This is a genomic window from Thioalkalivibrio sp. ALE31 (assembly GCF_000377405.1).
GTDB lineage: Bacteria > Pseudomonadota > Gammaproteobacteria > Ectothiorhodospirales > Ectothiorhodospiraceae > Thioalkalivibrio.
Genome location: NZ_KB905021.1, coordinates 329,024 through 350,920, shown reverse-complemented (window position 1 = coordinate 350,920; position 21,897 = coordinate 329,024). Strand labels below are relative to the sequence as shown.

Here is a 21,897-nt window from a genome sequence, read left to right as displayed (position 1 = left end):
GACGGAAAATTCGGGCGCCTCAGACGAAGGTCAGCCAGCCCTCGTGGCGGCTGTCGCGCCCCTGCACCACGTCGAAGTAGCGTGACTGCAGGCGCTCGGTGATCGGGCCGCGGGTGCCGGTGCCGATCGGGCGATCGTCGACCTCGCGGATCGGGGTCACCTCGGCGGCGGTGCCAGTGAAAAAGGCCTCGTCGGCAATGTACACCTCGTCGCGGGTGATGCGCTTCTCAATGACCTCCAGCCCCTCCTCACGCGCCAGCTCGATCACCGTGCGGCGGGTGATGCCGTCCAGCGCGGAGGTCAGGTCCGGGGTAAACAGCACGCCGTCGTGCACGATGAAGATGTTCTCGCCACTGCCCTCGGCCACGAAGCCCTCGGTATCCAGCAGCATGGCCTCGTCGTAGCCGCAGCGGGTGGCCTCCTGCAGGGCCATCATGGAGTTCATGTAGTTGCCGTTGGCCTTGGCCTTGCACATGGTCACGTTCACGTGGTGGCGGCTGTAGGAAGAGGTGCGGATGCGGATTCCCTTCTCGATCCCCTCGTCGCCCAGGTAGCTGCCCCAGTGCCAGGCCGCGACCATCGCGTGCACCAGCAGGTTGTCGGCGCGCAGCCCCATGCCCTCGGAGCCGAGAAAACACATCGGCCGCAGGTAGGCGCTTTCCAGTCCGTTGTCGCGCACGGACGCGATCTGCGCCTCGTTCAGCGCCTCGGCGGTGTAGGGGATGGTCATCCCGACGATCTTGGCCGAGTTGAACAGCCGTCGGGTGTGATCCTGCAGGCGGAAGATCGCCGGGCCCCGCGCGGTCTTGTAGGCGCGCACGCCCTCGAACACCCCCATGCCGTAGTGCAGGGTGTGGGTCAGTACGTGGGTCTGCGCCTCGCGCCAGGGCACCATCTGCCCGTCCAGCCAGATCACCCCGTCGCGGTCGGCCATCGACATCGTCTTGTTCCTCTATGCGTTCTGGTTCGCGGCCGTTTGCGGCTCGCCGAACAGGTCATTCCAGGCTTCGATCACGCGATCGCGCACGGCGCAGAGCGCGTCGTCGGGCGCCTCGACTCGGGCATCCGACCCCGCCAGCGTGAGGCGGTGGATGCGATTGCGCAGATCCCGGTAGGCATCCGCCAGCGCCGCGCTCAGGCTCGCGTCGATCACACCCTCGCGCCCGAGCGCCTCCAGCGTGCGGATCTTGTCCGGCCAGTCGCAGACGGCGGGGTGCTCGTGCGCGGATACCAAAACCCAGTATTGAACCATGAATTCAATATCAGTGATACCGCCACGGTCGCGCTTGAGATGGAAGCCCTGGCCCTTCTTCGAGGCGTGTTCCGCCAGCATGCGATCGCGCATCTCGACGACCTCGGCCCGCAGCGCCCCGGCGTCGCGCTCGCGGGTCAGGACCTCGCGGCGCAGGGCGTGAAAGCGCTCGCCCAGCTCGGCATCGCCGGTCACGAAGCGGGCCCGCACCAGCGCCTGGTGTTCCCAGGTCCAGGCGGACTCGTCCTGGTAGCGCCGGAACGCCTGCAGGCCACTGACCAGCAATCCCGCCGTGCCACTGGGCCGCAGCCGGGTATCCACCTCGTACAGGCGGCCCGCCGGGGTAAAGGCCCCCAGCAGGTGCACCACCCGCTGGGCCACCCGCGCGAAGAACTCGGTGTTGTCGATCACCTTCGGGCCCGCCGTCTGCGCTTCGTCCCCTTCACTGTCGTGCAGGAACACCACGTCCAGATCCGAACCGTAGCCCAGCTCGAAGCCGCCCAGCTTGCCGTAGCCAATCACCGCGAAGCGCGCCACCCGCCGCGCGTCCGACGCCCCGCACTGCGGCTCGCCGTGGCGCTCGACCATCTTCTCCCACGCCAGTTGCAGCACCCGCTCCAGCAGGACCTCGGCAAGCCAGGTCAGGTGATCGGAGACCTTCATCAGCGGCAGGAAGCCCATGATGTCGGCGGCCGCCACGCGCAGCGTCTGCACCTGCTTGAACTGCCGCAGGCGGTCCAGCATCTGTTCGTGGTCCTGCTCGGGAAACTGCGCCAGTTCGGCCTCCAGCTCCTCGCGCAGCCCGTCGCGATCCGGCGGTGCGTAGAGCGCACGCGGATCCAGCAGCTCGTCCAGCAGCACCGGATGCCGGGTCAGCTGTTCGTTGATCCACGGGCTGGCGGCCACCAGCTTCACCAACCGGGACAGCGCCAGCGGGTTTTCCACCAGCAGCGACAGGTAGACCGAACGCCGGGCAATGGTGCGCACCATCTGCAGGGCCCGGGGCAGCACCGCATCCGGGGCCTCCATCTCCGCGATGGCCCCGATCAGCAGCGGCATCAGGCGGTCCAGCCGCTGGCGCCCGGTCACGCTCATCGCACGCACGCCCGGGCTCTCGCGTAGATCGGCGATGCCGCGCAGGGCCTCGTCCGCATGCTGGAAGTCCATCGTCTCCAGTACCGCGCGGGCGTCATCCTCCGGGAGCGCGCCCTGCCAGAGACGATTCAGCTGCTGCTCGCGATCCGCCTCCGGCGAGGCCTCCATGGCCGCCCCGTCCGCGCGCTGCGGGGCGCTGAAGACCTGCTCGAAGTGGGCATGCACCCGCCGCTGCTCGCGCAGCAGCGCCATCTCGAACGCGGCCTCGTCGTCGAAACCCAGCGACAGCGCCAGGCGGTGGCGGTCATCCCCGTTGGAGGGCAGGCGGTGCGTCTGCTGATCATTCAGCATCTGCAGGCGATTCTCCACGCGGCGCAGGAAGCGATAGGAACGCTCCAGCTGCTCGACCGCGTAGGCCGGCAGGAGCTCGCGCTCGCGCAGCACCCCCATCACGCCCAGCAGGTCGCGACGCTGCAGCGCCTGGTCGCGTCCGCCCCGGATCAGCTGGAACGACTGCGCGATGAACTCGACCTCACGGATCCCGCCCTCGCCGTGCTTCACGTCCTCGAACCGGCCGCGCCGCGCCGACTCGTCGTTGATCATCTGCTTCAGCTCGCGCAGGTTGGCGAGGGTGCCGTAGTCCAGGTAACGCCGATAGATGAACGGGCGCAGCCGCCGCATCAGCCGCGCGCCGGCCTCGGGGTCGCCCGCCAGCGGGCTGGCCTTGATCAGGGCGTAGCGCTCCCACTCGCGCCCGTGTGCCTGGTAGTAGTCCTCCATGGCGTCGAAGTGCATCACCAGCGGGCCGGAATCGCCGAAGGGACGCAGGCGCATGTCCACGCGATAGCAGAAGCCATCCGCGGTCACATCCGACAGCACCGCGATCAACTGCCGCCCCAGGCGCTGGAAAAACGCCTGGTTCTCGATCACCCGTTCGCCATCGGTCTCGCCCGCCTCCTCGAAGGCGAAGATCAGATCGATGTCGGAGGAGAAATTGAGCTCGCCGCCCCCCAGCTTGCCCAGCCCCAGGACCACCATGGACTGGGCCTCGCCCGCCGGCCCGCGGGGCTGGCCGTAACGCTCCTGCAAGTGCCGGTCCAGCCACTGCAGCCCGCCCTCGATCAGGGATCGGGCCAGCCGGCTCAGGTCGTGCATCACCTCGTCGAGGCCTGCCTGGCCCGACAGATCGCGCCAGGCCACGCGGATCATCTCGCGATGCCGGGTCTCGCGCAGCACATGCCGCAGCGCGGCCTCGTCGGCGGCACCCTCCAGTCGCGCCTGGAGGGTGCGTTCGAAAGCGGCATCGTCACAGGCCGCCACCCGGCCCTCCGGGTCCAGGGCCTCGAGCAGGTATTCCGGGTGCTGGCGCACCGTCTGCGCCAGGTAATGGCTGAAGGCCAGCGCCACGGGCGTCGCCGCGAGGAAGGTATCCGGCCAGGCGCATTTCTCATCCAGCTCGGCCAGCAGGTCGCGAACCTCCTGCTGCAACGACGCGGGCAGGGACGCGGGGGATTCGGGCAGAGGCTTGTCCATGTGCCAAGCCTATCAGCGTTGCACCCGATTGGGTGCCCGGCCCAGCGCGCCGCCGACCCAATGGGTATTGACACGGGATGAGAACACAAATAACAATCGTTCTCGTCTACTAGATACCAATACCTGACCATTGTTCAATGAGGAACCGCACCATGACGCTTCGTCCACTTGCCTGGCTGATCGGCACCGCCGCGGCCATCGCCGTCAGCATGCCGCTGGTCGGCTGCAGCCCCGCCGATCAGGACGAGGTCAACCTCTATTCGGCGCGCCAGGAGAACCTGATCAAGCCGCTGCTCGACGACTTCACCGATCAGACCGGCATTCAGGTCAACCTGGTGACCGGCGGTGCGGACAGCCTGCTCCAGCGCCTGCGCCACGAGGGCCGCAACTCCCCGGCCGATGTCTTCATCACCGTGGATGCGGCGCGCCTGCATCAGGCCCGCGAGGCCGGCGTGCTGCAGGGAATCGAGTCCGAGGTGCTGCACGAGAACATCCCCGAACGTTATCGCGACCCCGACGGGCTGTGGTTCGGCCTGTCCTCGCGGGCCCGCCCGATCCTTTATCACAAGGATCGCGTCGACCCCTCCGAGCTGTCGACCTACGAGGCCCTGACCGATAGCCAATGGGAAGGCCGCATCTGCATCCGTTCCTCCAGCAACGTCTACAACCAGTCGCTGGTGGCCGCGATGATCGCGACCGAGGGCACCGACGCCGCCCAGGAGTGGGCCAACGGAATCGTCGCCAACATGGCGCGCCAGCCGCAGGGCGGAGATCGCGACCAGATCCGCGCGGTGGCCGACGGGGTCTGCGACATCGCGATCGCCAACACCTACTACCTGGGCCTGATGCTGGACGGCGAAGGGCGTGACCGCGAAGTCGCCGAACAGATCGGCGTCTTCTGGCCCAACCAGGACGACCGCGGTACGCACGTCAACATCAGCGGCGCCGGTGTCACCGCGCACGCCCCGAACCGGGACAACGCGATCCGCCTGCTGGAGTTCCTCTCCGCCACCGAGGCCCAGGAGTGGTACGCCGAGGTCAACCAGGAGTACCCGATCCGCGACGACGTCCCGGCGAGCGAGATCCTTCAGGGATTCGGCGACTTCAAGGCCGACAACATCGAGCTCTACCGGCTGGGCAACCACAACGCCGAGGCCGTGCGCGTGATGGATCGGGCCCGCTGGCGCTGAGTCTGCCCCATCACACTATGTACCCCCACTCGCCCCCGGCCCTCCGGGGGCGTTTTGTTTGCACTCCGGAAGACATCGGAGACTCGGATGCAAAGAGCCCGCCATCGCGCCGGCGTTAATCCGCCAGTCCTGAAGCGGCCATAGTGGTATTCGAAACAAGAACCTTTACTATTCGCACTCCATGAGCGCACAGACGACCAGTACGGCCGCCCCAGCGGCACCCCACGCGACCCGCCGGCGCCTGCCGTCGAGTCCGTGGACGGCGATTGCCCTCGTCGTGGCGCTGACCCTCGCCCTGCCGATCCTGGTCATCTTCGGGCACGTATTCATCCCCGCCGGGGAGGTCTGGACCCATCTGCGCGAGACTGTCCTCGCGGATTACGTGTTCAATTCCCTGGCGCTGCTGATCGGGGTCGGTATCGGGGTCCTGCTGATCGGGGTGCCGGTGGCCTGGCTGGTCAGCGTCTGCGACTTTCCCGGGCGCGGCATCTTCCAGTGGGCGCTGATGCTGCCGCTGGCCATGCCGGCCTACATCATTGCCTATACCTATACCGGCATGCTGGATTTCAGCGGCCCGGTACAGGTGCTGATCCGCGACCTGACCGGCCTGGGCTACGGCGAATACTGGTTCCCCGAGATCCGCTCGCTCGGCGGCGCCATGGCCATGCTCACACTGGTGCTGTACCCCTATGTCTACCTGCTCAGCCGGGCCGCCTTCCTGGAACAGTCGGTGTGCGTTCTGGAGGTCTCCCGCACCCTGGGCGCCGGCCCGTTCGGCGGTTTTCGCCGGGTCGCCCTGCCGCTCGCGCGCCCGGCCATCATCGCCGGACTGACCCTCGCCCTGATGGAGGTCCTGGCCGACTACGGCACGGTCGCCTACTTCGGCGTCAGCACCTTCACCACCGGGATCTTCCGCACCTGGTACGGCCTGGGCGACCCGGCCGCCGCCGCCCAGCTGTCGGCCGTACTGCTGACCTTCGTCTTCGTGCTGATCGTGCTGGAACGCTGGTCCCGGGCTCGGGCACGCTTCCATCACACCAGCCGCCGCTACTCCACCCTTCCGCGCTATCAACTGCGCGGCTGGAAGGGGGCCGCGGCCTTCGTCGGCTGCCTGCTGCCAGTGCTGCTGGGCTTCCTGCTGCCGGCCCTCCAGCTCGGCCTGTGGACCATGCAGACCACCGACCACTGGATGAACCCGGCCTTCGGGCGCCTGGTCTTCAACAGCTTCTGGCTGGCGATCGCGGCTGCCGTGATCGCCGTCGCCCTGGCCCTGCTCCTTGCCTATGCCCGGCGCATGGAAGGCGGTCGTTTCACGAACGCCGCTGTACGCGTCGCCGGGATGGGCTATGCGGTGCCCGGCATCGTGATCGCGATCGGCGTGATGATCCCGTTTGCCGCCTTCGACAACGCCCTGGACGGCTTCATGCGCGACACCTTCGGGCTGTCCACCGGCTTGCTGCTGTCCGGCACGGTGTTCGCCCTGCTGTTCGCCTACACCGTGCGCTTCCTGGCGGTCTCGCTGCAGACGGTCGAGGCGGGGCTGGGCAAGATCCAGCCGAGCATGGATGACGCCGCCCGCTCGCTCGGGATGCGCCCCCTGCAGACCCTGACGCGGGTGCACCTGCCGATCATGCGCGGCACCCTGCTGACCGCGCTGCTGCTGGTGTTCGTCGACGTACTCAAGGAGCTGCCCGCCACGCTGATCCTGCGCCCGTTCGACTTCAACACCCTCGCGGTGCGCGCCTTCGAGCTGGCCGGCGACGAACGCCTGGCCGAATCCTCCTCCGCCGCACTGGCGATCGTGCTGGTGGGCCTGGTTCCCGTTATCCTGCTGTCCGTGACCATCGGCCGCTCGCGCCCCGGCCAGCAGGGCCCGACCCGCGCGGCGGACGAACAGCCGCCGCAGAAACCCCTCGCCATGCCCGCAGGCACGACGAATTCCCCATGACCCAGCCCGCCATGACCCAGCCCATCGACACCAGCCTGCAGGTGCCTCACACGCCGCTGATCGCCCTCGATCAGGTGGACATCGGCTACGACGGCACCGCCGTGGTACACCAAGTATCGCTGGCCCTGCCCAAGGGCCAGATCGGGTGCCTGCTGGGCCCCTCCGGCTGCGGCAAGACCACGCTCCTGCGCGCCATCGCCGGGTTCGAGCCGCTGATGGCCGGCAGCATCCAGCTGGACGGGCGCAGCGTCAGCGACGCCCGGGGCACGGTGCCGCCGGAGAAGCGCGGGGTCGGCATGGTGTTCCAGGACTTCGCCCTGTTCCCGCACTTGAGCGTGGCCGACAACATCGCCTTCGGCATTCGCCACTGGGGCCGCGAGGATCGCGACGAGCGCATCCGCTCGCTGCTCAAGCTGGTGGGCCTGTCGGGCTATGGCGAGTCCTTCCCGCATGCCCTGTCCGGCGGCCAGCAGCAGCGCATCGCGCTGGCCCGGGCCCTGGCCCCGCGGCCCAAACTGCTGTTGCTGGACGAGCCCTTCTCCAGCATGGACGTGGAGCTGCGCAGCGAGCTCGCGCGCGAAGTGCGGCGTATCCTGCGCGCGGAGAACACCACCGCCATCCTGGTCACCCATGACCAGCACGAGGCCTTCGCCTTCGCCGACCGCATCGCGGTCATCCACCAGGGCCGCGTGGCCCAGTGGGATACCGCCTACAACCTCTACCACCGCCCGGCGGATCGCTTCGTCGCCGACTTCGTCGGCGAGGGCACGCTGATCCCCGGCATGGTCTGCGCCGAGCATGTGGTGGATACCGCCTTCGGCGAGATCGAGGGCACCCTGTCGGAGCAGCTGCCGCCCGGCACGGCCGTGGATGTCCTGGTCCGCCCGGACGACATCGCGATCGACAACGAGGCCGGCACCATCCGCACCGAGATCCTCGACAAGGCCTTCCGCGGAGCGGACTTCCTCTACACCCTGCGTCTGCCGGACGGGCTCAGCGTGCTGTGCATGGCCCCATCCCACGACAACTTCGTGATCGGCGAACACGTACGCCTGCGTCTCGATTTCACCCACCTGGTGGTGTTCTCGCGGGGTAGCGGGGTGGACTGCCCGGCGACCTGATCCGCCGCCGGCGTAACGCAACGGCCGGTCGGGCGGGAACTCGCGTGAGTTGGCGCGTTCCGATCCTCACACGCGCCCCGCTTCGCAACCGCTATCATCGTTCCATGACCCGTCTCCGCGCCCTGTTCATTCGCCGGTTAGCCCTGTCGCGCGTCGGCGGGGTCGCACTGGTAATGCTGGCGCTCGCGGGCCTGGCGGGCCTGGCAAGCCCAGCCGCCGCCGAGAATGGCGCCACCCCGGGTCTGCAGATCGAGGGCGGAACCGACGCCCAGCGCGAGAACATCCGCAACAGCATCAACCTGGCGCGGCACCCCTGCGACCTGCCGGGGTTTCGCGAACGCCGGGTCCTGCGCGACACCGAGGAACGCGCCCGCAACGCCCTGCGCGCCATCGGCTTCTACGACGCCGAGCTGGAGCTGGACTTCGAGCGCGGCGAGGACTGCTGGGACGTCCGTATCACCCTGGACCCCGGGCCACCCACCACGGTCGAGCGGATCGATATCCAGATCACTGGCGAGGGGGCCGACGACCTGGGCTTCGAGGCCGTGCGCAGCCAGACCGAGATCCGCGTGGGTGACACCCTGCGCCACGACCGCTACGAGGCCCTGCGTAACCGCATGACGCGGATCGCCGCCGATCGCGGCTACTTCGACGCCGATCTCCACACCCGGCGCCTCGAGATAGACCGCGACGCGCGCGCCGCCACCATCCGCCTGCACATGGAGACCGGGGATCGCTACCGCATGGGCCAGGTCCGTATCGACCAGGACATCCTCGCCGACGACTTCGTCCAGCGCATGGTGCCCTTCGAGGCCGGCGACCCATACAGCTCGGCGCAGATCATCGCACTGCAACGCAACCTGAACGACAGCGGCTACTTCGGCGGCGTCCGCGTGCGCCCGCAGCGCGATGCGGCGGACGGGCTGGAAGTCCCGATCCTCGCGGAGCTGGAACCACGCAAACGCCACAGCTACGAGGCCGGCATCGGCTACTCCACCGATATCGGACCGCGCATCCGCCTGCGCTACGAACATCGCTACGTCAACACCCGGGGCCACCGCTACCAGGCCGAGATCGAGGCGTCCCCGGTGCGATCCGGCATCGGCTACAACTACGAGATCCCGCTGCGCGACCCGCTGCGTGAACGCCTGAACCTGTTCACCACCTACCGCACGGAAAAGACGGACACCCAGGAATCCGACCGCTTCCAGATCGGGGCCAACCGTATCCTGCAGCGCCGCAGTGGCTGGCAGACCACCGAGGGGCTGCGCTACGAATACGAGGACTACACCGCCGGCGAGGACGACAGCGGCCGCAGCCAGCTGCTGATCCCGTCCTACCGCATCAGCCGCATGGATGCGGACGATCCGATGACCCCGCGGCGCGGCTACCGCTTCGAGGCCACCGTGCAGGGCGCGCGCGAGGAGATCCTGTCCAGTACCTCGTTTGCGCAGGTACTGGCCAGCGGCAAGATCGTCCGCGGCCTCGGCCCCGGACGGGTACTGGCGCGCGCGGACGCCGGTTTCACCGAGGTCGACGCGGTGCAGGAGCTCCCCAGCTCCCTGCGCTTCTACGCCGGCGGTGACGCCAGTATCCGCGGCTACGGCTATCAGCGGGTCGGCCCGCGCAACGAGGACGGCGATGTGATCGGCGGGCGCCACAAGGTGGTTGGAAGCCTGGAGTACGACTACCCGGTCGTCGGCAACTGGAGCGCCGCGGCCTTCGTGGACGCCGGCAACGTGGTCAACGAGTGGGATGAATTCGACCCGGTCTACGGGGTCGGGATCGGCGTGCGCTGGCGCTCCCCGGTCGGTCCCATCCGCGTGGACCTGGCCCACGGCCCGGATTCGGAAGACGACTTCCGCATCCACTTCTCCATGGGGCCGGACCTTTGAAGTCCGTTCTGCGCGCCAGCCTGTGGGGGCTGTCCACGCTCCTGACCCTGGTGATCGTCCTGCTGGGGACCCTCGGCGCCCTGCTCGCCACCGAGTCCGGTACCCGCTGGCTGGCCGCCCAGGGCGAGCGCCTGGCCCCGGTCGAGCTGCGCATCGACCGGGTCGAGGGAACGCTGTTTACCGAACTGCGGCTGCACGGCCTGTACCTGGCGCTCCCCGACGGGCCGGAGATCGATCTGCCCGCGGGCCGCATCGGCGTCAGTGCCCGCAGCCTGCTGCGCGGGGAACTGAACATCCAGGTGCTGGCCGCCACGGGCATGCGCGTCGATCTCCCGCCGCCCGACCCCGAGGCGGTCTCCGACGATGAACCCTTCGCACTGCCCGAATCCATCCAGCTACCCCTGGCAGTGCGCCTGGGCCAGCTACTCGTCGAGGATCTGGAGATCCTTCAGACCGGCGAGCCACTGGCTACCATCACCCGCCTGACGGCCGGCGCCCGGGCGCGCGGTTCGCGGGTCGAGCTGCAGGCGCTGGAACTGGATATGCCGGAGATCCGCGCCCGACTGAGCGGGGCGATCGAGACCGACGGGGACTATCCGCTCGAGCTGCGCGGCCAGTGGCAGGCCCCCCTGCCCGAGACGGCCGCCGAGGGCCTGGGAACCGACGAGGCACACGGCGAGCTGCGGGTCACGGGGGCCCTGCGGGAACGCGTACAGGTGGACCATGACCTGCGCGCCGGCATCGAGCTGAGCCTGCATGCCAGCGCCCGCGAACTGTTCGCCACGCCAGAGCTGGAACTGACCGCGCAGTGGCAGCCCTTCGCCTACCACCTCGATCCGGAACAGCACGTCGACATAGAGGCCGGGCGCCTTGAGGTGCACGGCACACCGGAGGCCTGGGCCCTGGAGATCGATACGGCCGCCACCCTCGCAACCTGGCCGCGCATCGCCGTGAGCACCCGTGCACGGGGAGACCTCGAATCGCTGGAGCTTGACGGCCTCGAGATCGCTTCCGAAGCCGGTCGGATCGCCCTGTCCGGCCCGGTCCGCTTCGACGACGCCCTGGACTGGGACCTGGCCCTGGAGGCCCATCAGCTGACGCCGACGCCGCTGGGTCTGGACGTGGATGCCGGGATCGAGCATCTGAAGGCGCAGCTGCAGGGTCACCTGCCGCTGGGGACCGACGCCCCGCCCCTGGCCGCCCTGGAGGCACGCGCGAGCGTCACCGAACTGGAAGGACATTTCGAGGATCATCCGCTCAGCGGGCGCCTGAACGCGTGGGTGGCCGATGGCGAGGCCGGCATCGAGGACACCCGCTTGGCCATCCGCGACCTCGCGCGGCTGGATCTGGCGGGTGCGGCCACGGGCCTGGCCGGCGACCTGACCGATCCCGATCACCGCATCGCCTTCGACCTCGGGCTGGACCTCGCGGCCCCGGAACTGGCACGCCTGCACCCAGAGCTGGACGGCCACATCGAACAACTGCGCGTGGCACTGGACGGCGACTACGCACCCGCCAGCGGTGGCCTCGCCGCGCAGCTCAAGCTGGCCCCGCTGCAGGCCGGCCTGCGCGGGATCGACATCACGGGTGACGCCCGGGTCGCGCTGAGCGAGACCGGTGGCCAGATCGAACGGCTGCAGCTCGCTGCCGACACAGGTGCCCGGCTGGCCCTGAGCGGCGACCTCGACTGGACCGAAGGCCTGGCGTGGGATCTCGCGCTGGACGGCGAGAGGCTGGACCCGTCACTGGTGGCCGCCGAGCTCCCCGGCCAGCTCGCGCTGGCCCTGACCAGCGAGGGACACCTGGACGCCGACGGCCGCCCGCGCCTCCAGGCCCGACTACAGCGCCTGGAGGGCCGCCTGCGCGAACAGCCCGTTTCCGGTCAGGCGGAACTCGCGCTGGAGGGCGAACACCTGCGCGTGGACCGCCTGGACCTGGCGCTGGGTCGGAACACGCTGAGCGCCCGCGGCGAGTGGACCGACGCCCTCGACTTCGAACTGCAACTGGATGCACCGGAGCTGGACCGGGCCTGGCCCGACCTTGGCGGCCGACTGGAACTGGATGCGCGTATCGCGGGGGACCCCGAGCGTCCGCGCGTTGCGGCGCGCGGCAGCGGCGCCGGCCTGCGACTGGCGGACATCACCCTGGAACGGCTGGAATTGCAGGCCGATGCGGGCCTCGAGGTGGCCGCACCCGCCGAGATCGAGCTGCGCCTGACCGGGCTCGAACCGGGCGACGGTACGCGGGTGGAGTCTTTGCGGCTGGACGCCTCCGGCCGCGTGGATGAACACCGCGTCACCCTCGCCGCAGATGCGGCAGACCTGGGTTCGCTGGAACTGGCGCTGCGCGGCGGCCTGGACCCCGAGACCCTGCACTGGCGCGGACAGCTCGCACGACTGGACCTGGACCAGCCCGCCGCCGGGGCCTGGAGCCTGGCCGAGCCGGTCGCGCTGGAGGGCGGGCCCGAGCAGGCGCGGCTGGGGCGCCTGTGCCTGGCTCGGGACGACGCACGCCTGTGTACCGAGGCCCGCTGGAGCGCCACCGCAGGGGCGGAATTCGATGCCGACATCCGGGCCCTGGACCTGGCGTGGCTGGAACCCTTCCTGCCGCCGGAACTGGCCATCGCCGGCGAGTTGAACGCCGACGCCAGCGGCCGCCTCGACCCCGACGGCACCCTGGCGGCCGACCTGGCCGTGACCCCGACCGACGGCCACCTGATCGTGCGGGACGAGGACGGGGATCTCGAAGAGGTCCCCTATCGCGATGGGCGCCTGACCGCCCGGATACGCGACCGCGACGTGGACGCCGCCCTGCGCCTCGACTTCCTGGAGGGCGGAACCGCCCGCAGCGACATCCGCCTGCGCCCGGACGGCGAGGACCTGCGCCTGGACGGTGACTTTGTCGCGCGGCTCGAGGACCTGGCCTGGCTGGCCGCCCTGAGCCCCGAGATCCAGCGCCTGAGAGGGTCGCTGGACGCCCGCCTGGACTTTGGTGGCCGCCTCGACGCACCGCTGGTGGAGGGTGAGGTGGCCTTCCGCGACGGGGGCGTGCTGATCCCGGAGGCGGGTATCGACGTCGTGATCCCCGAGATCACGGCCCGCGTGGTGTCGGCCGAGGAGCTGACGCTCGCCGGGCGGCTGGAGTCGGGCGATGGCGGCATCGACCTCGACGGCCGGGTCGATCTCGGGGGCGACGGCCCGCGCGCCGAACTGAATCTGGCCGGCACGGACTTCCTGGTGGTCAATCGGGTGGACGCGGAGGCCCGCATCACACCGGACCTGCAGCTGGTCTTCACCCCCGCCGACGGCATTCGCGTGCGCGGCGAGGTGTTCCTGCCCTGGGCGCGCATCCGCCCGCCGGACCTGCCGCCGGGCGCGATCCGGGTCTCCGGCGACGAGATCATCCTCGGCGAGGAGATCCAGGAGGCCCAGGGGCTGAAGACCGACATCCGGATCCGGATCCGGCTGGGCAACGACGTGCGCTTCGACGGCTTCGGCCTGACCGCGCGCTTCGCCGGCGAGGTGGATGTCGAGGAGATCACCGGGCAGCCCACCCAGCTCTTCGGCGAGATCACCATCCCCGAGGGGCAGTACAGCGACTATGGCCAGGATCTGCGGGTGGAACGCGGCAGCCTCGTCTTCCAGGGGCCGGCGGAAACCCCGGAACTGGACCTGCGCGCGGTGCGCACCGTGCGGGAATACAACGTGACAGTCGGCCTGGAGATCCGCGGCACGCCGGACAACCTGCGCTCGCGGGTGGTCTCCGACCCGCCGATGGACGAGACCGAGGCAATGTCGTTCCTGCTGACCGGTCGCCCCCTGTCGGGCGCATCACAATCGGACGGCAACATGATCGCCGCCGCCGCGGCGGCCTACGGCCTGGAACAGGGTGCGGTCATCACCGAGCGCATCGGCCGCGAACTGGGCCTGGACGAGGTGGAACTGGATACCGAGGGCGGGCTGGACGAGAGCGCGCTGACGCTGGGTCTGTACCTCTCGCCAAGACTCCTGCTGCGCTACTCCATCGGGTTGTTCGACAACACCTCGAAGGTCCTGCTGCGCTATGAACTGACCCGCAACCTGAGCGTGGAAACCGCCTCCGGCACCACGGAACAGTCCGTCGACCTGATCTACCGCATCGAACGCTAGGAGACGCTGCGCCCTGTAAACCCGTTTTTTTCACCACGAAGCGCACGAAGGCACGAAGAAAAAGCGGTTCGGATGCAGGCATTAGCACACCAAGCTCACCGAAACACCGCGCTTTCTCGCAACGGCTGACCGACACTCGAATCACGACTACTCCCCGAGAATCTTCTCGAGGCCGGCGCTGACCGACCGGTCATCGCGAGGAGCGAAGCGACGTGGCGATCGGTGAGGCATCCACTCCAACGCGCCCACGTCACCACGCCGAACCGACACGGTGGGCGTCCAGAGTTCCCTGTTAGCTCGAGGCGTCGCGGGCCCCGTTGCGGGCGGCCTCGATGCGGGTGCGGATCTGGCTGCGGTACAGCTGCTCGTTGGGGATGCCCACCAGCGGCGTCCCGGCCGGACGACCCTCGGCATCGAAGGCCATGATGGTCGGCACGACGCGCACCCCGTAGTTCCGGCCGAGGCGATTCCCGGGCAGCGTCTCGCCATCAAAGTCGCGGACCTCGTCCCGGTCCAGCATCACCTTACGGATATGCACTCCGGCAAAGGCCGGATCCTCGGCCATCGGGCCCAAGTGCTGTTGTTCCGCCCGGTCACAGTAGGGGCAGCTACTGGAGGCGAACATGATCACGGTCGGCCGACCATCACCGTTACCGGCCAGGGCCCGCAGATCGGTCGCGCGTTCCACGCCGCCGGCGGCCGCGGGGGTCGTCAGCAGCAAGCCCGCCATCAGGGTAACGCCCCCCAGCAGGGCCGCGAACGGATTGCGTCTCGGGATTCGATGGATCGTCATGATGATCGGCCTCTCCAGATATCTGGTCCCAGTCTAGGGGCACAAGATTAACGCAGACTGAAGGGGGTTTCGCGCCAACCCGGCCAGCCCGGGAGCGGAGAGGGGTTCATCGGCGACCTGGCGGGGAAACTCGCACAAAAAAGCCCCGCTGGAGCGGGGCCTTGCACCGGCTCGCCGGCGAACCGGCGACCGGGGTGTTGCGAGCGACCTTAGTTGGCGCGCTGGCGCACGTCGGAGGTCACTTCCACGCGGCGGTTGGCCTCACGACCAGCCTGGGTGGAGTTGTCGGCGGTCGGGCGGTCTTCGCCGTAGCCGACGGTGCGGATGTCGCTTTCACGCACGCCTTCGCTGGCCAGGAAGTCGGCGACGGCCTGGGCACGACGCTCGGACAGACCCTGGTTGTAGTCGGCCGGGCCGATGGTGCAGGTGTGACCTTCGACCAGCACCGAGCTGTACTCGGCGTCGTCGGCGGTCAGGCTGCGGGCCAGGTCACGCAGGGCGGAACGGCCTTCGGAGCGCAGCTCGGCGCTGTCGAAGTCGAACAGCGCCTGGGCGCTCAGCGTGGTAGTGGTGAATTCCGGCTCCGGCTCCGGCTGCGGGGCAGCGGCGGGCTCGGGCTCGGGGGCTTCGGCGGTTTCCTGGATGTAGCCCGCGCACTGTTCGAACTTCACGTTTTCCGGGGCCCAGGAACGCGTGCGCACGCACTCGCCAGAGCGATCGACCACGACCTTGCCGCTGCGGTCAGTGACGTTCGCGGCCGGCGGTTCCTGCGCAACGACCTGCCCGGCGGCGCCCAGCACCAGCGAAGCCACGGACGCGGCCAGAAGATTCTTAACGAGCTTATGATTCATTGCATAGCCTCCTTGTAAAAACAATCGACGTCGGACCCCGTTTGCGGTCGTGCGGAAATCAGTAGTCGCACGCGCATCCGCAATCCAAAGCAGCGAGCTCCTTGCGCCAAGCCCTCTACAGTACCCTGATACTGGCACACAAGTTCTGGTTTTGCACGCAACGAGACGCAATTTTTGTGTCGGCATCACAACGCCGTCACATTCCGCAAACTGGCCGGGATCCAGCCACTTTCGGCCGGACTGTCACGTCATTGCAACAGCCCCTGCGGGGATCCCGCGTATCTCAAGGGACACACAGTCGCATTAAGGGTTCCCTGACGCGGCGCCGACCCACGAGACCACACTGGGGCCGATCGTCTCGCCAGACAAAAAGACCCCGCCGAAGCGGGGTCCCGGGTACATCGGCGATGTACGGAGAAGGCGCGGCTTACATCATGCCGCCCATGCCTCCCATACCGCCCATGCCTCCCATACCGCCCATGTCGTCGCCACCGGCGCCGCCACCGTCATCCTTCTTCGGGATGTCGGCGATCATGGCCTCGGTGGTGATCAGCAGGGCTGCCACGGACGCGGCGTTCTGCAGTGCGGAACGGGTCACCTTGGTCGGATCCAGGATGCCCATGTCGATCATGTCGCCGAACTCGCCAGTGGCGGCGTTGTAGCCGTAGTTGCCTTTGCCTTCGAGGACCTGGTTCAGGACCACGGACGGCTCGTCACCGGAGTTGTAGACGATTTGGCGCAGCGGCTCTTCCATCGCACGGCGGCAGATGTTGATACCCGCGGTCTGCTCTTCGTTGTCGCCCTTGAGCTTGGTGATCGCGGCGCAGGCACGCAGCAGGGCCACGCCACCGCCGGGGACCACGCCTTCTTCCACCGCCGCACGCGTGGCGTGCAGGGCGTCCTCGACGCGGGCCTTCTTCTCTTTCATCTCGACCTCGGTGGCAGCACCGACCTTGATCACCGCAACACCGCCGGCCAGCTTGGCCACGCGTTCCTGCAGCTTTTCCTTGTCGTAGTCGGAGGTCGCTTCCTCGATCTGCGCACGGATCTGGTCAACACGGCCCTTGATGTCCTTGTTGGTGCCCATGCCGTCGATGATCGTGGTGTTTTCCTTGGTCACCTGCACCTTCTTGGCGCGGCCCAGGTCTTCCACCGTGGTCTTCTCCAGCGACAGGCCGACCTCTTCCGAGATCACCTGGCCACCGGTCAGCACGGCGATGTCCTGCAGCATGGCCTTGCGGCGATCGCCGAAGCCCGGGGCCTTCACGGCGGCGACCTTCACGATGCCGCGCATGGAGTTCACCACCAGCGTGGCCAGGGCCTCGCCCTCGATGTCCTCGGCGATGATCAGCAGCGGCTTGTTGGCCTTGGCGACGCCTTCCAGGATCGGCAGCAGATCACGGATGTTCGAGATCTTCTTGTCGAACAGCAGGATGTAGGCATCCTCCAGCTCGGCGCTCATGTTCTGCTGGTTGTTGATGAAGTAGGGCGACAGGTAGCCGCGATCGAACTGCATGCCTTCCACGACATCCAGCTCGTTTTCCAGCGAGGAACCTTCCTCGACGGTGATCACGCCTTCCTTGCCGACCTTGTCCATCGCATCGGCAATGATCTCGCCGATGGCGGTATCGGAGTTCGCGGAGATCGAACCGACCTGCGCGATCGCCTTGTGCTCGGTGCACGGCTTGGACAGCTTCTTCAGCTCTTCGGTCGCGGACTTGACGGCCTTGTCGATACCGCGCTTGAGGTCCATCGGGTTCATGCCGGCGGTGACCGCCTTCATGCCTTCGCGGACGATGGACTGGGCCAGCACGGTCGCGGTGGTGGTGCCGTCACCGGCGGCGTCGGAGGTCTGCGAGGAGACTTCCTTGACCAGCTGCGCGCCCATGTTCTCGAACTTGTCTTCCAGTTCGATCTCCTTGGCCACGGACACACCGTCCTTGGTCACGGTCGGGGCGCCGAAGGCCTTGTCCAGGACCACGTTGCGGCCCTTGGGACCGAGGGTGACCTTCACGGCGTTGGCCAGGGTGTTCACGCCCTTGGCCATGCGGGTACGGGCGTCGGTACCAAAGCGTACTTCTTTAGCGCTCATGATTCGTTCTACTCCTGAAAATTCGTGTTAGACGGACGCGGGGCGGGGGCTCAGCCCTCGATGACGGCCATGATGTCGTCTTCGCGCATCACCAGGACGTCTTCGCCCTCGACCTTGACCTCGGTGCCGGAATACTTGCCGAACAGGACCTTGTCACCGGCCTTCACGTCCAGCGGACGAGACTCGCCGTTATCCAGGATCTTGCCGTTGCCCACCGCCAGGACCTCGCCGCGGATCGGCTTTTCGGCCGCGGAATCCGGGATCACGATGCCGCCGGGGGTGGTGCGCTCTTCTTCCATACGCTTCACGATGACTCGATCGTGCAAAGGCCGCAGGTTCATGGTGCGAACTCCTTATAAAGTGTCTGCAACAGGAAAGTTGGGGTGTCGGACGGGCACCCTGTTAGCACCCGCCCCTGACGAGTGCTAATAATAGGGGCACACAAAGGCGAGTCAAGGGCGCGCGTTACAAATCCGGAGACCGCGGGGAGATCAGCGACGGTCGTCGTGATCGAGCCGGTCGTCAGGCGGCTCGCCACCGTCCTCGTGACGGCGGAACTCGCCCTCGATGGTGTCGCTGCCCTGTGCGCCGCCAGGGCCAGCCCCACGCGCGCGGACCATGCCGCGACGCAGGATGCCGTCCGCCGCCCAGCGCCGCAGCGGCGGGATCAACAGCACGAAGCCGGCGGCATCGGTGAAAAAACCCGGCAGCAACAGCAACACGGCGGCGCTCATCAGCAGCCAGCCTTCGACCAGACCCCGCGCCGGCACCTCCCCGCGCGCCAGGCTCTGCTGCAGACGGCGCCAGTGGTAGAAACCCTGCAACCGGAACAGCAGCAGCCCGGCCGCGGCCGTGATAATCACCAGCGCCACCGTCATCAGGGCGCCCACGGCGTCACCTACCCAGGCAAAGCCGAAGATCTCGAGCAGTACCAGACCAAGAAAGACAAACAGGGGAAAGAGGGGGTTGCGCATCGAGGGGGTTCCGCAGATCAGGCCCGATTATTGGAACATGCCCCCCGGGTGCTGTCGATTGGAACCCCGGTGCGACGCGGATACTCCAAAAACCATTGACACCGGAACGCGCTGGCCGCGACCCGTTTTGTCCTTGCAAGGGGAAGGGAATTAAGCCAGTCTTCCGCACGTCTTTGGTGCATACGCCTGACGAGATATTCCGGAGAGCAAACGAACCATGCTGCGCACACCGATCCTGATGCTGGCCCTGCTGGCCTTCCTCGTCCCGGCCCTGACGACCGCCGCCGTGGAAGACCCGCGCGATCCGGAACACCACTTCTTCGACCCGACCTTCGGCGAGTTCCCCGAGGAGCTGGAGGAGGCGCGCGCGGCCGGCAAGAAGGGCATCCTGATCTTCTTCGAGATGGCCGACTGCCCGTTCTGCCACCGCATGAAGAACCAGGTGCTGAACCAGCCCGAGGTTCAGGAATACTTCAGCGAGCACTTTCTCGTATTCAGCGTCGACGTCGAGGGCGCCATCGAGATCGTCACCTTCGAGGGCGAGACCAAGACCCAAATGGACTGGGCCACCCGTGACTACCGGGTGCGCGCCACGCCCGTGTTCCAGTTCTTCAACCTCGAGGGCGAACCCATCGCCCGGTTCACCGGGGCCACGCGCGACGTCCGCGAGTTCCTCCAGCTGGGCGAGTTCGTAGCCGAGGGGCATTACAAGGACCAGAACTTCACGCGCTTCAAGCGCGAACAAGACGGCCGCTGAGCCCCATCCGCTCAACCCGCGAGGATCGACGCCTGATGTCGCCGATGCACCCCCGCTCGTCCGGCCCCCACCACCGGCGCCGACTGGCCCGCCTGCTGCTGGCCGGCCTGCTCCTGTGGCCGCTGGCCGGAGCGGTAATGGCACAGGACAGCGTCGGCGCGGCCGATGCCGGGCCCTTGCCCAACCCCATGCGGGTCGGTGACGCACTGGAACGCGTCGACGCCCTGCACCCACGGGTGCGCGCAGCACGCGCCGAACGCGAGCAGGCCCGCGCGGAGCTGGAAGCGACCCGTGCCGAACGCGACGTCAGCGTAAACGCCCGGCTCGAGGCCCGCTGGATCGAACCCAACGACCAGATCGAGGACCGCAGCCGCAACGACTCACGCGCCGCCATCGTGGCGCGCAAGCTGCTGAGCGACTTCGGCCAGTCCCACGCGCGCGAATCGGCCAGCGAGCAGCGTCTGGTTGCCGCCCGCCAGCACGAGGAACTGGCCCACGCCCGCCACCGCATCCACGTCCTCGAGCGCTACTTCGATGTGCTGCTGGCCGATCTGGCCTTTGCCCGCGACACCGAGGCAATGGCCGCGGCCTACGTCTCCAAGGAACGCGCCGAGGAGCGCAACCAGCGCGGTCAGGTGTCGGATATCGAGGTCTTTCGCCTTGAATCCGAATATCAGACCCTGCGCGTTCAGCGCACCCGCGCCCTGCAGAACCAGGCCCGCACCCGCGCCGCCCTGGCCGAGGCCCTGAACCGCCCGGACCGGCGTGTGCGCACCGTGCTCGCCCCCATGCTTCCGCTGGACCTGCCGGAACTGCCGGATCTGGACACCCTGCTGGCCGAGCTCGACAACACCAGCCCGCGCCTGCTGGCCGAACGCCGCCAGGTCGAGGCCGCCAGCCGCGAGGTGGCCGCCTCGCGCGCCCAGCGCCGTCCGCGCCTGTATGCGGAGGCCGAATCCGGCTGGTGGAACCGCGACCTCGGCGGCGGAGACCGCAACCCGTTCGCCGCCGGCCTGGTGCTGGAGATCCCGCTGTACGAAGGCCGTCGCCACGACAGCCGCGTCGGCCAGGCCGTCGCCGCCCGTCACCGCGCCGAGGCCGAACTGGGCCAGGCACGCATCGAGGCCCGCAACCGCCTGCGCGAACTGCACGACGAGATCCGTGCCCTGCGCACCCAGCGCGACGAGGCCGCCTGGCGCATGGACTACCGCGAGCTCTACATCGACCGCGCGCGCTACCTCTACGACATCGAGGACCAGGCCGATCTGGGCGACTCGATGGTGCAGCAAAGTGCCGCGGCGCATTTCAATGCCAGCACCGAATACCAACTGGCCCTGGCCTACGAGCGCCTGGCCCTGCTAAGCGGCCGTGACGAGTTGAGCCCGTTCCGCGCCACCCAGGAAACCCCTTGAGCCGCCGGCCCACTGGCGACCGGACGGGAGAACTGCCCATGTCCCGCGTATTCACGAGCCCATCCCTGCTGACCACGGCCAGCCTGCTGGCCCTGCTCGCCGTCACCCCGGCGCCCGTGCTGGCCGAGGACGGCTTCGCGGCCCAGCTCGACTGGGGCGAGCGCTACCGCATCACCGCCCCGGTTGCCGGCCGCATCGAATCCATCGAGGCGAGCGCCGGCGATCGGGTCGAGGCCGATGCCGTCCTGTTCCGCCTGGACACTCGACGCACCGATGCCGACCTGCGGGCCGCCCGGGCCACGCTGGAGCGCCTGCAGATGGAACTGGACGAGGCCGAACGCGAACGCGACAAGGCCGAGGACCTCTACGACCAGACCCTGATCGCCGCGCGCGAGCTGGAACTGGCCCGCATCGACTACGCGACGGTCGCCGCGCGCCTGGCCGAGGCCCGCGCCCAGCGTGACCGCATCCGCGCCGATCTTGACGACGCCACCATCCGCGCCCCGGCCAGCGGGCGCCTGGTGCGCGTCGAGGCCAACCCCGGCCAGTACGTGAACCCGGCCCTGCTGCCGCCGGTGCTCGCGATCCTCGGCACCACCGACCCGATGCGTGCCACGGCGACCGTCCCGGCCGACACGGCCACGACCCTGGAACCCGGGACCGCGGTTACGGTCGTAGTCGGCGACCAGCGCCTGCCCGGCACCATCGCGCGCGTGGGCTGGGAGCCGACCGGCGAGGAGCCCGAACGCGGCTACCGCGTCGAGGTCGAGTTCTCCCCGGCGGACGGTGTGCCGCTGCGGCCGGGCCAGACAGCGCGCATCGAACGGGATTCCTGA

The 21,897-nt window shown here is 68.4% G+C and carries 15 protein-coding genes; 8 read left to right on the top strand and 7 right to left on the bottom strand.

Annotation, left to right across the window (positions count from 1 at the left end):
• Positions 1-19: 19 nt before the first annotated feature.
• On the bottom strand, positions 20-940 hold the full coding sequence (locus D103_RS0105080; protein ID WP_018865877.1) for a branched-chain amino acid transaminase: 921 nt from the start codon (positions 938-940) through the stop codon (positions 20-22).
• Between the two features lie 12 nt (positions 941-952).
• Positions 953-3,880, bottom strand: a complete 2,928-nt coding sequence (glnE, locus tag D103_RS0105075) for a bifunctional [glutamate--ammonia ligase]-adenylyl-L-tyrosine phosphorylase/[glutamate--ammonia-ligase] adenylyltransferase (protein ID WP_018876014.1) — start codon at positions 3,878-3,880, stop codon at positions 953-955.
• Positions 3,881-4,032: 152 nt separating this feature from the next.
• Between glnE and D103_RS0105070 the strand changes: the two genes are divergently transcribed.
• From D103_RS0105070 to D103_RS0105050, 5 genes are all read left to right on the top strand, one after another.
• Complete coding sequence (locus D103_RS0105070) at positions 4,033-5,070, top strand: Fe(3+) ABC transporter substrate-binding protein (RefSeq protein ID WP_018876013.1); 1,038 nt, start codon at positions 4,033-4,035, stop codon at positions 5,068-5,070.
• A 181-nt stretch (positions 5,071-5,251) separates the two neighbouring features.
• Complete coding sequence (locus D103_RS0105065; protein ID WP_038028299.1) at positions 5,252-7,018, top strand: iron ABC transporter permease; 1,767 nt, start codon at positions 5,252-5,254, stop codon at positions 7,016-7,018.
• An 11-nt stretch (positions 7,019-7,029) separates the two neighbouring features.
• Positions 7,030-8,139, top strand: a complete 1,110-nt coding sequence (locus D103_RS0105060; protein WP_038028334.1) for an ABC transporter ATP-binding protein — start codon at positions 7,030-7,032, stop codon at positions 8,137-8,139.
• A gap of 62 nt (positions 8,140-8,201) precedes the next feature.
• Entirely contained in the window at positions 8,202-10,034 is a 1,833-nt protein-coding gene (locus D103_RS0105055; protein WP_038028332.1) for an autotransporter assembly complex family protein, read from the top strand.
• A gap of 8 nt (positions 10,035-10,042) precedes the next feature.
• Positions 10,043-14,182 (top strand): translocation/assembly module TamB domain-containing protein, encoded by a 4,140-nt coding sequence (locus tag D103_RS0105050; protein WP_026280272.1) that lies wholly within the window; start codon positions 10,043-10,045, stop codon positions 14,180-14,182.
• A 292-nt stretch (positions 14,183-14,474) separates the two neighbouring features.
• On the opposite strand, the gene D103_RS0105045 is transcribed toward D103_RS0105050, so the two are convergent.
• The 5 genes from D103_RS0105045 to D103_RS0105025 form a co-directional block, all read right to left on the bottom strand.
• Positions 14,475-14,975, bottom strand: coding sequence for a thioredoxin fold domain-containing protein (locus tag D103_RS0105045; RefSeq protein WP_018876009.1), 501 nt, complete (start codon positions 14,973-14,975; stop codon positions 14,475-14,477).
• A 209-nt stretch (positions 14,976-15,184) separates the two neighbouring features.
• A complete protein-coding gene (locus tag D103_RS0105040) occupies positions 15,185-15,826 on the bottom strand; it encodes an OmpA family protein (protein WP_018865885.1) in 642 nt (213 codons plus the stop codon).
• A gap of 427 nt (positions 15,827-16,253) precedes the next feature.
• The gene (gene groL, locus D103_RS0105035) at positions 16,254-17,918 is read right to left on the bottom strand and encodes a chaperonin GroEL (RefSeq protein WP_018865886.1); all 1,665 of its coding nucleotides are present in this window, start codon (positions 17,916-17,918) and stop codon (positions 16,254-16,256) included.
• A 50-nt stretch (positions 17,919-17,968) separates the two neighbouring features.
• A complete protein-coding gene (groES, locus tag D103_RS0105030) occupies positions 17,969-18,259 on the bottom strand; it encodes a co-chaperone GroES (protein WP_017942807.1) in 291 nt (96 codons plus the stop codon).
• Between the two features lie 150 nt (positions 18,260-18,409).
• On the bottom strand, positions 18,410-18,892 hold the full coding sequence (locus D103_RS0105025; RefSeq protein ID WP_018865887.1) for an FxsA family protein: 483 nt from the start codon (positions 18,890-18,892) through the stop codon (positions 18,410-18,412).
• 217 nt (positions 18,893-19,109) lie between these two features.
• On the opposite strand from D103_RS0105025, the gene D103_RS0105020 reads away from it, so the two are divergent.
• From D103_RS0105020 to D103_RS0105010, 3 genes are read left to right on the top strand one after another with little or no spacing between them, the layout of a single operon-like run.
• On the top strand, positions 19,110-19,649 hold the full coding sequence (locus tag D103_RS0105020; protein ID WP_018865888.1) for a thioredoxin family protein: 540 nt from the start codon (positions 19,110-19,112) through the stop codon (positions 19,647-19,649).
• Between the two features lie 35 nt (positions 19,650-19,684).
• A complete protein-coding gene (locus D103_RS0105015) occupies positions 19,685-21,061 on the top strand; it encodes a TolC family protein (RefSeq protein WP_018865889.1) in 1,377 nt (458 codons plus the stop codon).
• A gap of 38 nt (positions 21,062-21,099) precedes the next feature.
• Complete coding sequence (locus D103_RS0105010) at positions 21,100-21,897, top strand: efflux RND transporter periplasmic adaptor subunit (protein ID WP_018876007.1); 798 nt, start codon at positions 21,100-21,102, stop codon at positions 21,895-21,897.